The organism is Ilumatobacter fluminis (assembly GCF_004364865.1).
Taxonomy (GTDB): domain Bacteria; phylum Actinomycetota; class Acidimicrobiia; order Acidimicrobiales; family Ilumatobacteraceae; genus Ilumatobacter; species Ilumatobacter fluminis.
The window spans coordinates 3,173,038-3,186,880 of sequence record NZ_SOAU01000001.1; the positions used below are offsets into that span (position 1 = coordinate 3,173,038).

General features: G+C 67.3%; 10 protein-coding genes. 3 read left to right on the forward strand and 7 right to left on the reverse strand.

Features of this window, described 5'->3' with window-relative positions:
* Nucleotides 1-2,556 (reverse strand): glycosyltransferase, encoded by a 2,556-nt coding sequence (locus BDK89_RS14350; protein WP_133869595.1) that lies wholly within the window; start codon nt 2,554-2,556, stop codon nt 1-3.
* The gene (locus tag BDK89_RS14355) at nt 2,556-2,873 is read right to left on the reverse strand and encodes a hypothetical protein (protein ID WP_133869596.1); all 318 of its coding nucleotides are present in this window, start codon (nt 2,871-2,873) and stop codon (nt 2,556-2,558) included. Before BDK89_RS14355 ends, BDK89_RS14350 begins: the two co-directional genes overlap by 1 nt.
* A gap of 77 nt (nt 2,874-2,950) precedes the next feature.
* On the opposite strand from BDK89_RS14355, the gene BDK89_RS14360 reads away from it, so the two are divergent.
* On the forward strand, nt 2,951-4,357 hold the full coding sequence (locus BDK89_RS14360; RefSeq protein WP_133869597.1) for an exopolysaccharide biosynthesis polyprenyl glycosylphosphotransferase: 1,407 nt from the start codon (nt 2,951-2,953) through the stop codon (nt 4,355-4,357).
* Nucleotide 4,358: 1 nt separating this feature from the next.
* Nucleotides 4,359-5,342 (forward strand): glycosyltransferase family 2 protein, encoded by a 984-nt coding sequence (locus BDK89_RS14365; RefSeq protein ID WP_133869598.1) that lies wholly within the window; start codon nt 4,359-4,361, stop codon nt 5,340-5,342.
* On the opposite strand, the gene BDK89_RS14370 is transcribed toward BDK89_RS14365, so the two are convergent.
* From BDK89_RS14370 to BDK89_RS22590, 5 genes are all read right to left on the reverse strand, one after another.
* Entirely contained in the window at nt 5,312-6,244 is a 933-nt protein-coding gene (locus tag BDK89_RS14370) for an FkbM family methyltransferase (RefSeq protein WP_133869599.1), read from the reverse strand. The genes BDK89_RS14365 and BDK89_RS14370 overlap by 31 nt on opposite strands.
* Before the next feature lie 13 nt (nt 6,245-6,257).
* Nucleotides 6,258-7,127 (reverse strand): glycosyltransferase family 2 protein, encoded by an 870-nt coding sequence (locus BDK89_RS14375; protein WP_133869600.1) that lies wholly within the window; start codon nt 7,125-7,127, stop codon nt 6,258-6,260.
* Between the two features lie 3 nt (nt 7,128-7,130).
* Nucleotides 7,131-8,552 (reverse strand): stealth family protein, encoded by a 1,422-nt coding sequence (locus BDK89_RS22685; RefSeq protein ID WP_133869601.1) that lies wholly within the window; start codon nt 8,550-8,552, stop codon nt 7,131-7,133.
* A gap of 325 nt (nt 8,553-8,877) precedes the next feature.
* Nucleotides 8,878-9,681: a sulfotransferase family protein gene (locus BDK89_RS14385; RefSeq protein ID WP_133869602.1), complete on the reverse strand. Its 804-nt coding sequence runs from the start codon at nt 9,679-9,681 to the stop codon at nt 8,878-8,880.
* Nucleotides 9,678-12,131, reverse strand: a complete 2,454-nt coding sequence (locus BDK89_RS22590; RefSeq protein WP_133869603.1) for a glycosyltransferase — start codon at nt 12,129-12,131, stop codon at nt 9,678-9,680. Before BDK89_RS22590 ends, BDK89_RS14385 begins: the two co-directional genes overlap by 4 nt.
* Before the next feature lie 352 nt (nt 12,132-12,483).
* On the opposite strand from BDK89_RS22590, the gene BDK89_RS14395 reads away from it, so the two are divergent.
* Nucleotides 12,484-13,815 (forward strand): hypothetical protein, encoded by a 1,332-nt coding sequence (locus BDK89_RS14395; protein ID WP_133869604.1) that lies wholly within the window; start codon nt 12,484-12,486, stop codon nt 13,813-13,815.
* The last annotated feature ends 28 nt before the right edge of the window (nt 13,816-13,843 follow it).

Consider the following 13,843-nt stretch of genomic DNA (forward strand, 5'->3'; position numbering starts at 1 on the left):
TCAGTCCGCCGACGAGCGGCCGACGAGCCCGACCGTGACCCTGATCGAGCCGGCGAGCGTCACGACGGCGGCAGCACCGGCCCACCAGCGCCCGTCGGCGAACTCGAGCAGCGAGGCCGACCACGCGACGCCGAGCGCCACCGATGCGGCGGTGACGGCAATCGGCCCGCCGGCGGCCTCGTGGTCGAACCGGGCTGCCGCTGCGACGAGCACACCGGCGAGCAGGACGAAGCCGACGTCGGCAGCGCTGCTCCCCTGCTGATCGGCGATCCACCAGGCGACGACCGTGAGGACGGCGAGAGCAGCCACGACTGCGATGACGAGCGACGCGTGGCGGCCCATGATCCAGACGGCGACGAGCACGACCAGCGCCGCCCACCAGACACCGACCGATGCCAACGCCCACCCGCCGTCGCCTGCGCCGAAGACCGCGGGAGCGTCGCGAACGAAGGCGAGTGCTCCGTCGCCGGATCCGGCGCGGTCGTCGGCGGCGAGCCACCACACCCCTGCGTCGACGAGCGTCACGGCCCCCGCCAGCGCCCAGGCGACGGGAGGACGGGCGCGCGAGACGGGTCCGATCAGCGTTGCGACCAGCACGGTGCCGATCCACGCCACCGCTTCCCGACCGGCGAGCGCCAGATGCCCGCTCGCCGCCGGCGCAGCAGCCAGCAACACCGCGGACGCCAGCACCCATCGACGCCGATGGAAGGCCAACGCGAGCAGCAACGTCCAGATCAGCACGGCCCCGCCGGTCACTCCGATCCGGCGCAGCGGATTCGGCCCGGCGCCGACCTCGGCCGCCAGCGCCCACGACGTGACGAACAGCGCGAGCGCGAGCATCGGGGCGCGCCACCAGGCGGAGCTCGACGAGCCCGAGATCGTGCCGCCGAGCCGGTCGAGCAGCCACGACCCGAACCCCTGGTCGGCATCGGCCTCCTCCAGCGCCGGGGCGCCCGAGTGCCAGGGCCGTTCGAGCCAGTCGGTCCGGCGTGGCGCGAACCGGGGGTTGTAGTACGGGTCGGCGTTGATCTCGTCGTGCCAGCGCCGGTCGATCTCGGCCCACTCCTCCGGCTCGGCGCTCGCTTCGCGGGTCTGGCTCTCGAAGTGGTACCAGCTGGCGAACGGCGTCCAGACGATTCGTCTGCCGGTCGCCCGGATCTTCAGGCTGACGTCGACGTCGTTGAAGTTGATGTACAGGACCGGATCGAACCCACCGATCTCGTCGAACACGTCACGGCGCAGCATCGCCGAGGCAGCGGTCACGCCCGAGACCTCGCGTTCGACGGCGAGCGGGCGCAACTGTCCGGGGCCGGGGCTCGCGCCGTGCCAGCCGACCAGGCCGGCCAGGACATGTTCGTGGTACACGTGCCCGCCGTCCTGCACGGTGCCGTCGGGGAAGAGCAGCTTCGGGCCGACCATCCCCACCGTCGGATCGGTGAGCAGCGCCGCCATCGTCTCGACCGCATCGGGGGTGATCAGTTCGGTGTCGTCGTTGAGCAGGAGCAGCAGCTCGCCCGACGACGCCTCCACGCCGACGTTGATCTTCTCCGAGAAGTTGAACGGCTTGGTGTACTCGGTGAGGACGAGTCGGTCGCCGGCGATCGCCCGGAGGTAGTCGAGCACCGGCTGCGGCGTGGCCGTGTCGTAGACGACGACGAACTCGAGGTCGGGGTAGGACGAGGTCTCGACCATGCTCCGCACCGCCTCGGCGACGAAACAGTGATCGACACCGAGGACACGACGGGAGCCGCCACGCGTCGGGATGATCACGCTCACCGTCGGGGTCTCGGCGAGGCGGCGACGGACGCGATACGTCCCGGGAAGCCGGCCAGCCGTCACCTCGGCGTCGATCCCGACGCGGTCGCAGTGCTCCTGCACCGCCCGCACGCCGGCGTCGTACGCCCACGTCTTGGCCGACGGGTCGGCCGCGACGCTCGTCGCCGCCTGGCGCCAGTGGTAGAGCACGTCGGGCACGTGCACGATGCGATCGGTCCGCTCGCTGATCCGGAGGAGGAGGTCGTGGTCCTGGGCGCCGTCGAAGCCGGGCCGGAAGCCGCCGGCCGCCTCGACGACCGATCGGCGGGCGACCACGAAGTGGAGGATGTAGTTCTGATTGCGGAGCTGCTCGGGCGAGAAGTCGGGCTTGAGCGCCGGGGTGGCGAACATCCCGTCGGCTCGGAGGATGTCGTGATCGCTGTAGGCCAGGTCGGCGCCGTCGCCGGCCGTGAGTGCCGTCACCATGTCGGCGAGCGCCGTCGGCTCGATGACGTCGTCGTGGTCGAGGAGGGCGACGAACTCCCCCGTCGCCGCCGCCAGCGCATCGGTGCTCGCAGCGACGATGCCGCCCTGCTCGCGACGCCGGATCACGACGACACGGTCGTCGGCCGCGGCAGCGGCGGCGAGCGCATCGGCGACGTGGGGTTCGGTCGAGGCGTCGTCGACCAGGACGTGCTGCCACTCCCCCAGTGTCTGGTGCCGCACCGAGGCGATGCAGGCGTCGAGATCGGCTCGGGTCGGATTGAACACCGCCGTCAGCACCGAGACGGTCGGTGCCATCACTCGGCGCTCTGGCGCAGTGCCCGCAGCAGGCGCTGGGGTCGGGCGACCAGCTTCCACAGGTGGTACTGATCCTGGCGAGCCCGGCGGAGGTCGACGCGCAGCTCGGTGATCTCGGCCCGCAGCTCGCCGTTGGCGGCCTCGGCGGCGCGAACTGCCTGCTCAGCGGCATCGAGCTCGGCCTTGAGGTCGTCGTAGGCGTGCTCGTGCGGGCCGACGAGGCGACGCAGACGGGCGATCTCGGCCTCGGCCGCCGCCAGATCGGACGGACCGACGGGGACCTCGGCGGCGCGGTCGACGGGGTCGGTGCCGGACATGGCCGCGAGTGTACGGGCGGAGCCGTGCGGGGTGTCGGACTCCCGGGGCGTCGGGCGGCGTAGGCTTGGGCGACGCCATGCGGGAGATGACCAAGCCCAGCGACGACACGTCGTCCGACGGAACGCAGCTGTCGTTCCCGCCGATGCTCGAACGCGCCGTCGGCACCTTCGGTCGTCCCCTCGGCTGGATGTGGGATCGCGGTTTCCGGTTCCTGTTCGTGCTCGACGCGATCGCCCTGTTCGGCTCGATGGTGCTGATCAACCTGGCCCGCTTCGGCTGGACGTGGCCCACCTACCCGCGCAGCCACTACTGGATCGGTTTCTCGATCGCCACGCTCATCCACCTCGGCGTCAACTACTTCGCCGGCCTCTACGAGCGCGAGCCGCGCCTCGGCTACCGGCCGTGGCTCCCCCGCATCGCCGTCGCCATGGCGGTCGGCATCGCGTTCGACGGTCTCGCGGCGGTGCTCACCGACCGCTACCTGATGCCGCGCGCCAACCTGTTCGTGCTGTTCGTCGTCGCATCGCTGTGGTTGAGCGCCAACCGGACGGTGAGTCGCCACTTCGCGAACCGCCGTCGCGGACCATCTCGAGTGCTGCTCGTCGGCCACGGTGAGGCGGTTGCGCTGGCCCAGCGCCACTTCGCCGGCGACGCCGACGCCGAAGTGGTCGGCCAGGTCGAACACGCCACCGAGCTGTTCGACGTGGTGAACACGACGGGCGCCACCGACGTGTTGCTGCTCGATCTGTCGGCATTCGCCGCTGCGTTCCCCGAACCGCTCACCGCGCTCGACCGTGAGGGCGTCGGCGTGCACCAGCGAGTCTCCGCCCGCGAGACCTTGCTCGGGTTGCAGTCGGTACGCGAGATCGCCGGTATGCCGTTCACGCGCATGCGCACCCACGCCATGGCGGCGCACCAGCTGCGCCTCAAGCGGCTGTTCGACGTGATCGTCGTGGTGTTGCTGGCGCCGTTCGCGCTCATCGCGCTCGCCGCGTTCGCGCTGTGGGTACGCGTACGCGCCGGGTCGCCGGTCCTGTACCGCCAGACGCGTGTCGGCTGGCGCGGACGCCGCTTCGAGGTCGTCAAGTTCCGCACGATGGTGCACGACGCCGAGCAGGCAGGCCCGCAACTCTCGGGCAAGGAAGACGGGCGTGTCGTCAAGGGACTCGGATGGATGCGGGGCACCCGAATGGACGAACTGCCTCAGCTCTGGAACGTGCTCAAGGGCGAGATGTCGCTCGTCGGTCCGCGCCCCGAGCGTCCCGAGATGATCGCCGAGTTCGAGAACGACGTCGCCGGTTACGCCCGACGTCACGAGTTGCCGCCCGGCATCACGGGGTTCGCCCAGATCAACGGCCGCTACGAGACCGATCCTGCGTACAAGCTCGGCTACGACCTGCAGTACATCGTCAACTGGTCGCTGATCCTCGACGTGCAGATCCTGCTGCGCACGATCCTGGTCGTCGTCACTCGTCGCGTCTGACATGGCCCTGACCGCAGCGTGCTTCGGCCACGACGTCGAGCGAGACGGATGGCCGTCGGTGTCGGTGATCATGCCGATCCGGAACGAAGCCGAGCACCTCGAGACGGCGGTCGCTTCGGTACTCGCTCAGAACTACCCCATCCCATTCGACGTGTGCCTCGCCGTCGGACCGTCCGACGACGACACCGAGTCAGTCGCCGCACAGTTGGCCGAGCGCGAATCCCGAGTGCTGGTGGTGCCGAACCCGGCGGGCGTCACCCCGGTTGCGCTCAACACGGCGATCGCCGCGACGAGCGGCGAGGTGGTCGTGCGGGTCGACGGACACGCTGCCCTGTCCGACGGATACATCCGGCGAGCGGTCGAGACGATGATCCGCACCGGCGCCGTCAACGTCGGCGGCATGCAGGTGCCGACGCCCGAGACGCCGTTCGAGGAGGCGGTTTCCGTAGCGACCACGTCGTGGCTCGGCACCGGCGGTGCCAGCTACCGGGTCGGCGGCGACGAAGGCCCCGTCGACACGGTCTACCTGGGTGTCTTCGACCGGGCGGCGGGCGACGCCGCCGGCTGGTTCGCACCCGACCTGATCCGCAACCAGGATTACGAACTCAACATCCGCCTCCGACAGCAGGGCGGAACCGTGTGGTTCGACCCGGAGCTCTCCGTCGGCTATCGACCGCGCCGCACGTGGCGAGCCCTCGCCAAGCAGTACTACGAGTACGGCTACTGGAAAGCCGAAGTGCTCCGCCGACACCCCGAGTCGCTTCGCGTCAGACAGCTCGCTCCGGCGCTCCTGCCGGTCGTTCTGGTCGCATCGGCCCTTGCCGGGTTCGGCCGGCGGAGATACTGGTTACCGATCGGCGGATACGCCGCCGCGGTCCTGGCGGTCGCCCGCTCGCCCTTCGTCGCCGGTGTCGCTGCGGTGTCTCATCTCGCGTGGGGCGCCGGTGCTGCGCATCAGTCGTTGCGACGGACGCTACGGAGGTAGCGGGCGGCGGTCGCGGCGACCTCGCTCCAACCGCCCCGTCGCTGCGCCGCTCGCACGCTCGCGACCACCGGCGGCCTTGGATTCGTCGACGAATCGCACCGTTTGAGTTCCCGGGACCAGTGGGACCAACGGTCGGCAAAGTCGCGGTCGAGTGGGCTCGGGGCGAGCAGCCAATCGCGATCGGTCGTGCCGCTGCCTCGGATGTCGCTCCGGGCTTCCCATGTGGGGTCGGCCGACAGCTCGTAGTACGAGTAGCCGAGACCGTCGAAGAACTCCTGGATCTCGACGCCGTGGTCCCGACCCTTTCGTCGCAGTACCTCGATGACGACAGACGGACGGGCACGCTCGATCGTCGCCCGTGCTCCGTCGAGGACGGCTCGCTCGTGAGTCTCCACGTCGAGCTTCATGAGGTGGGGGACGATGCCCTGTTCCTCCACGAACGAGTCCATCCTGAGGGTCGGGACCGTGACCGATCGGTCGGTGTCGCGAAACCCGGCCACCAGTGAGTTCGAAGCATCCGACACGGGCGAAAGGAACAGCTCGGCTTCACCGTCGTGGTCGGAGAGCGCGGTCTGATGCACTTCGACCGGTAACCGGTTCCGCAGCGCAATCTCGCTCGCCACCTCGGCGGTCAGCGGTGTCGGCTCGAAACAGTGCACGGCGGCAGGTGCAAACATGCTCGCTGCGAGCGAGCCGTAGAGGCCCATGTTGGCGCCGATGTCGAAGAACACGAAACCGGGGTCGTGACGCTCCACGAGCGCAAGGACGGCCGCGACCGTCGAGGGCTCGTAGTTGCCGAGGCCGTGTCGTCGGATGTACCGCTGAACGGCTGTCGAGTGGGGCTCGATCAGATCGAGTGTGGAACAGCGACCGCCGGGAGGCAGCGGAACTCGGTACGACACTGTGGTCAGTCAATCAGCCCGGTCCGTCGACGGCATGCTCGGCCGCCGTCAGCGCGACCTCCACCGCCCCCACGAGGAAGTGGTCGACAGGAAGGTGCCACGTGTTGTCGCCGCCGCGGTGCTGAACGAAACCGAACCGATCGGCCGCAAATGTTGACAGGCCACGGCGGTGGCACGCCCGCAGGAACGCACGATCCTCTCCGAGCGAACGGTCCTCGAAGGTGAGGTCACCCGTTCGATCGCGATCGACGACGAGCGTCCCACCGGCGAGCGTCCCCGAGTAGCGGAACTCGTTGCCGGGGAAACGAAGGTAGCGCGCCCCCGTGGCTGCGACGTCTGCATAATACGAGTGCTTGCCGACCACCGCGGCACCGGCGTACGAGTGCGCCCGGAGCGAATCGACCAGGTAGTGCTCGGTGTAGTAGTCGTCGTCGTCCATCTTGGCCACGAATCGGTTCGAGCATGCGGCCATACCGCGGTTCAGGCACGCACCGAGCGAGGTCGCGCCCGGCTCCGACAGCACGGTGCAACGTTCGAGCGTCGCCGTCGCCGACTCCACAGCCGCGGGATCGAAACCATCGGCGTTGGTCACCACGACGAGCTCGACGTCGATGCCGCATTGCCGAGCAACGTTGTCGGCCACGGCGGTGATCATGGAGGGACGGTGTGTGACGCACACGACCGATACCTCGTGCGCTGCAGGCGGGATGCTCGATCGGTAGTCATCGAACTCTTCGAACGACCGCGTCGGCCAGTCGGGATGGTCCGGAGCGACCGAGAACACACGGTGCGCATCACGCGCCGAACCGCCGCGGGCAAGTCGGCGCCGCAGGTCCGCGTACGTCCGCAGGCCACGTCCCGAGAGCGCGCGGGAAGATGCCATCGGTCAACGCTCCCAGGGCGCCGGAACGGGGAACATCGCCTCGAAGAACTCGGCGAGACGACGTTCGCGCTCGACCGAGTCGGCTCCGTCGTCAGCGGTCTCGTTGACGCAGCACGTGACGATGTCGTCGCCGAGTCGGATGCGGTCCAGGTGCCAACCGAGCCGTTTCGACTCGACGTGCACATACTCACTTGCGATCTCGTCGAAGGTTGCTCGCTGCGTTGCAATGGCGTAGTGCTGCGCGAACGACGACGCCGTGCTCACATCGGTCGACGATCTGAACCGGCTGTGTCGTGTCCGCTCGATGGCTTCGGAGAACTCCTCGTCCATCTCCGCCATGGCCGAACGACGAAGCGGGTACGGACTGTGCAGCTGCTTGTCGGCAACGACGCGCCCGAACCTCGCTCGGAGCAGCTCCCGACCTCGTCGTGCTGCGGTGTCGACCGCCTGCATTCCCTCGTCCTCGTGGCCAGGGACGCGTGCCCCGCTCATGAACACGCGAGCCAGCCCGTTCGGGTGGAAGAACGTCTCGGCGGTCGTGGGCCTCGTGACGAACATGTCGTCGTTGAGGTAGACGAAGTGCTCGCTCAGACCCGGGATGTGGTGCAGCGAGGCCTCGATCGCGTGGGAGTTGAAGGTGGGCAGGGCCGTCTCGGGCATGATCGCTCGATGATCGACGACGGTGACCTTCTCGTGGTCGGCGAGCCAGTCCGGGCGCTGGCCGGCGGTTACGACATAGACCTGGCGAACCCACCCACAGTTCATCCAGACGGACCGGAGCGAATACTTGAGCTCGTCGCGCGACCGGTAGCGAGCCGGATCGAGCGCGGGATCGCTCCGCTCACGTCCGCACTCTCGAGCAGTCCGACGAAAGGCAGCACGCCATTCGGGGTCGGCACCGTCGACCCACGTATAGACGAGATCGACGGGCTCGTGGAGGCGACGCAGGTCAGATGCGACGGGGAAGGCCACAAGCCCGGGAAACTCGCAACCGTCCAGCTCTTCGGTTGTTCGAGCGCTGCGTTCGTCGAAACGCTCGTGGCCACGTGTTCCGACCAGCTCGTGGTGGCCGGAGGGTCCGAGCGCCCAGAAGGTCACGACGACCCCTGATTCGGGCCCCGTCGATCGCTCACCGACGGCAAGCGGGCGAAAGATGCACCATCGGCGAGCAACTGCGACTCGTCGGGTCGCTCGCATCGCTGCATCCAGCCCCGTCCGACCTCGATCGGTCCACTCGACGAGCAAACCCGGCGCGTTCGCCGCCAGTGCTCGCAGTGCCGCAGGTCGGTCGTCAGCCAGCAACCCGAGCACGACACGGCCCTCGGACAAGTCGACGACGAACGGCTCGAGCCCTGCGCTCTGGAAGACTCCGACCACATCCAGCGCCGTCGCAAAGGCGAGCTCGCGGATCGAGGTGTCCAGCATTCCATCGGTCACGATTCTCCGGCCGCCCAATCGTGCGACCGGCCCTCGACCGGTTCCGAGAGCAGGACGGGCTGACGCCGTCCGACGCTCGACCGCGTCTCGCTGCCTCAATCGCAGCGTCGTCTGGTACAGCTCACGCGTCGAAGGCGGGAGGCGACGGTCGACTCGATATCGATCGACCAAACCGGCCGCCCTCGCCAAGCTCTCGTGCACCCAGCGGATGGTACCGGTACCGGTCCCGGGCCGGTCGGATCTCGTTGCGCCGGGTCGGGACTCGCTCCCGTCCGTCCATCCCGAACAAGAGGCGCCGTCCCTCTCGCTCCACTCAACTCGCAGGATCGAGCGGACCGGAGCGCAGTTCGCTCAGGACCTCGACCGCCCGCTCATAGGCTTCGACCGCTTCAGCGAGTTCGGCGGCGGGCACCTCGATGTCGGAGTAGTCCTGTCGGGTCCGAACGATATTGCCCGACTTGATGTACTCGCTCGGGTCGCCGTACGTCGGCACGCCAGTGAGCTTCGACGTCTGGTATTCCTCTCTCAGGGGTTCGGACAGGTCGAGGAATGCAGTGAGCTCGGACAGGACACGGGGTGTGTCGTCGATGAGGTCCTGAGCATCGATGTACGTGGCATGGCTGTACTCGAGGAGCGCGAGACGACGAAGATGGTCGACCCGCTTGATGTAGTAGCGCACGACGCGAAGCGGATCGACTTTCCAGTCGTCAGGATCGAGCGACCGAGCCATTGCGACGGTGCTCTGCACCGTTCGAACCGGCTCGCGCAGACTGAAGACGACGTACACGTTGTCGCGACGGAGCAGGACCGGATCGATCGTCGACCGATTATGCAGCACTTTGTCGAGAACGTATCGACCGCCGGTTTCAGCTGCTGCTGTATCGAACACGGTTTGCTTCAACCGCCAGAGGTCGCTCGTGCCTTTGTAGCTGCGATGGGTCTCGACGTATCCAGCGACCTCAGGATTGGAGTTGAGGATGTGACACAGCAGGCTCGAGTAGCTGCGCATGTGGCTCTGGATGAAGATGTAGCGCTTGGGTCGAACCACTTCGAGACCGGTCCGCGGATCGCTCACGAGCGCTCGCGCTCCTCGGGCATACCGCTTGAGTCCGTTCATCGTCGATCTCCTCGAATCTTCAGGAAGTGGTTTGCGGTGGTCCGTTTTGCCGCCGGCGGCAACCCCTCGTAGTCGTTGTACGTTCTCGTCAACACCCGTCGCGGGTCACGCGGCGCCGCAACCTCGACGCTCTCGAACTGCAGCGTCGTCGGCGGCAGCATCCAAGCGACCGGATACGACGCGCGCCTCGGGGGGTAGGCGGAGAACCATGACGTCACGTTCGTCGGCCGTCGCGGCAGGCGCGCCGTGACGACTGCGTTCAGTATTCGGTGCCAGCAGTAGCCCGGCAGGAGCCGACCGATGAGTATGCGGCTCAGACGACGATTCGCCTCGGGGAATCGGTACTTGGCCCGGAGCACCTGCCTGAGGAACCGAACGGCGCGGGCGCGAAGGCGTTCCTGCAGATACTCCGGCGATGCGGACGAATCGAGCGGGAAGATGTCGACGTTCGCACCAGCAGGATCGAGATCGGCCGGGAAACTCCACTCGAACACCGAATCGAGATGAACTACCTTCGCAAACGGAAGATGGAAACGACGGTTCGTCGTGTGGTGCAGCACAGCAAGGCCGTCGGGCATCTGGCTCGTGACGAGCCGCTCGAAGTCCGGACGCGTCATCCAGAGATCGATATCGTCGTCCCACGGGATATAGCCCCCGTGGCGCACGGCTCCGAGCAGGCTCCCATCGCCCAGCATCGGCTGCAGACCCTCCGACTCGCAGAACTCCAGGAGCCGCCGCAAGATCGACATCTGCTCAACGCGCGCCCGATCAGCGAGCGACGGATCGATCGGCGGCATCCCATCGTAGAAGCAACCTGGTTCGTCCGCGATGACGACATCGGGCAGTGTGGTTGCCAGCTGCTCGAAGTCGCGCGGGCGTGCGAAGTCAGGAGCCGTTCGCGTCGCAGCGAAAGGATCACTCGGCTCAACCGCCCGAACCGGGCCGGCGAGCGCGACTCGACGGTCGACGACAGGCCGTGGCGCGACCGAGTGCAACTCGGCGACCGCTCCCTCGTTCGCTGCGACACCATCATTGCCACCGCTGTCCCGAAAGAAGAACCGAGTCTTCGTCGAGCCGTCGGGCTCGGTCGCGAGGTATCGCACCTCGACCAGCGTGGCGCCGAGGAAGCGTCGGCGGACCCGCCACCTCTGAGCGAAGCACCGGTCGTCGTGGACATAGCTGCGAATGAGCCGGAAACGCTGTTGACGAAGAGCGATCGACACATCGCCGAGCTCGTACTCGCCCGGCAGCACTGCGATCTCGAGGCGGCCGCTGAGACGCTGGTGCTCGTTCGCCTGCTCGAGCGAGGAGAGATCCAGTGTGTACGGGATCGATGCAGCTCGGAGAGCCCGATCGACCCGCCGCAGCGCTGCGGCGGTGCGAAGGTCGGCGCGCATCGAGTCGGATCGCCGTCGAATCGGCGACGTCAATCTGCGGTATCCGCTGCGAATGACCCGTTGGACCGGCCGAGCGAACGAGACGGCAACGGCGATGCCGGAACTCCGCCGAGCCCAGTAGCGGCGCCGCGACTGTCGACCGCGGTCGTACCGCGACCCCCAACCCGGATAGTGCTCGTCGAGATACGCGAATACGTCTCGTGTGAAGCGCGCCGACCGAAGCGGACTCTTCGACGTCCGCATGACCGGCAACCGAGCCAACAAGTGCGTACGCGCCAGGCGCTCCATCACGTCCGACTCGGCGACGCTTTCGATGCTGCTCAACGACACCCGGAACGACTCACACGAGTCGAAAATATCGTAGATTCTCGGATCGGCGCGCCGGGTGATCGCATCGGGGCGTCCGACGCGATACTGGTAGAGCCCCTCGTCGACCGCCTCGACACGGTTGGCCCGTGCGATGAGGCCGTACACGGCCGAGCTGTCTTCGAAGAGCTTGCCGGGCGGGAATTCGAACGACTCGCGTTCGAGGAGAGGACGAGCGTAGATCTTGTTCCAGGCGTAGCTGTGCGAGCCCCAGAGGATCTCGGGGTTCTCGGACACCGACACGCCGAACTCCTCGACAGGGATCCGCAACCGGACTCGACCGCGCTTCTTGTTCCCGGATCGTTTGATTGCTGCGCAGACCACGACTTCGCTCGATGTCTCGAGAGCCCGCGCGTACAGCTTTTCGAACATCTCCGGAACGACCCAGTCGTCAGCATCGACGAACCCGACATATCTGCCCGATGCCGCCGCCATACCCGTGTTCCGGGCGGCGGACAGACCACCGTTCTCGCGGCGGATGCAGGAGATCGGATGGCCGTCGCCACCTGCGAGCTCGGCGATCAGGTCAGGGGTCGAGTCGGTCGAGCCGTCGTCGACGACGATGATCTCGATCGACTGCAGCGTCTGCTCCTTCAAGGAGACGAGGCATTGCTGGATGTACGACTCGACGTTGTACGCCGCCACGATCACCGACACGGCCGGTGTGTCGCTGTGTTCAGGGTGCATGTTCACTCACTTGACATTCGCTTCGACGAGTCGAGATCCGCCGCCCGCTTCCGGCATCTCGTGGTCTGGCGCCGCCGACGTACCAGTCGAGGTACCGCCAGCGCTTCGGAGGGTTGGGTCCCAGCGGAGGGTACCAGCTGGTCACCCGACTCAACCGGTACGCCACGGGTTCGCCGGGGAGACGTCGTCGAGCGCCGTCCGGAGCGACTCGGCGCGGTGCACGATCGCAAGCCGTTCGATCCGTACCGTCGCGTCCGGGCCGCACGGCTACGATCCAGGCGCGCCGATCTACCGGCCAGCCGGTTCGATCGACCGATGCGGCCGACCGGATGACACAGGTGGAGCTGCGAACATGACGACCAGGGCGATACTGCACGTAGGAATGCACAAGACCGGGAGTTCTTACCTTCAGAACACCCTGCACTCGAACCGCGACCGGCTGGCCGACGTGGGGATCCTGTACCCAGACGCTGGGCTGCATCTCGACTCACCTCAAGCGGGTTATCGCCACCTCGGGCTGCGTCGGAGTCTGGCTCAGGAGGGACCCGAGTGTTTCGCGATGCGATCGCTCCGTGACGAGATCGCGGCGGGCGACTTCCACACCGTGATCGTGTCGTACGAAGGCTTCTTCACTCCCGATACCGACGCTGCGGATCTCCGGAGTGCGTTCGAGGAGTTCGACCCGACGCTGATGCTGGTTCTCCGGCACCCGGTCGACTACATCGAGTCGAAGTACCGCGAGTGGGTACGCCTGCTGAACGACACTCGCGATATCGATCGATTCCTCGACTGGCAGTGGCCATTTCTCGACGTCGTGGATCGAGCGGACGAATGGGCAGCCGAGTTCGGCGCCGAACGGCTGTACATCCGGTCCTACGATGGCTTGGCTCAGCCGAGCGGCATCATCGAGGCACTCTTCGATCTCGTCCCGGGTCCCACCCCGGAACTCGAACCGAGCGCGCAGAGCAACCCGGGGCCATCGAACGAGTACACGCTTGCCAAACTTCTTGCGAACCGGCTGCGGCTCTCGGGCGTTCCGACCGGTGACCGTGCGGCTCGGGCGCTGGACAACGCCGACGGCCACCAAGGCCGCCTTCTGTCGGATGCTGATATCGCAGAGCTCGAAAAGCGCGCGGTGCCCCAGTTCCGTTCACTGTTGGAGCGCTACGGTGAGAACCCTGACTTGCGTTCGCTCCGAGCAGAAGAACCCCGCGACGAGCAGTTCTTCGACGCAGACCACCGACGGGCGGTACTCGACCGACTGCGCGCCGAACGGGCAGCTCACCAGACACGAACCGAAGAGCGGGCGCGGGAGCAGCATCGGCGCGTGGTCGAAGCCAAGCGGAACGTCGAACGTCTGCAAGCGGCTCGCGAGCGGCTCGGTCGCAAGACCGAACGAATCAACAGGCTCGAGGACACGTTGACAGACACGCGCGCCCAGTTGACGAGAACGCAGGCACTGGCGGAAGAGACGCAGCACTCGCTGGACGACACGAAGGCGCAGCTCACCCAAGCGCTCGATCGCCTCCAGGCCGTCCAGGCTCGCCTCCAGGAGACCACTGCCGAGCGGGCGTCACTGCGACGACGCCTCGACTTGCTCCAGTTCTGGAGGCCGAGGTCGTGGGCCGCGTACACGGGCGCCCTCAGCGCATCCGTCCGGCGCCTGACTCGTCGGCGCAGCTGATGGCAGCTCTCTGCGGTTGGCGGGCGAG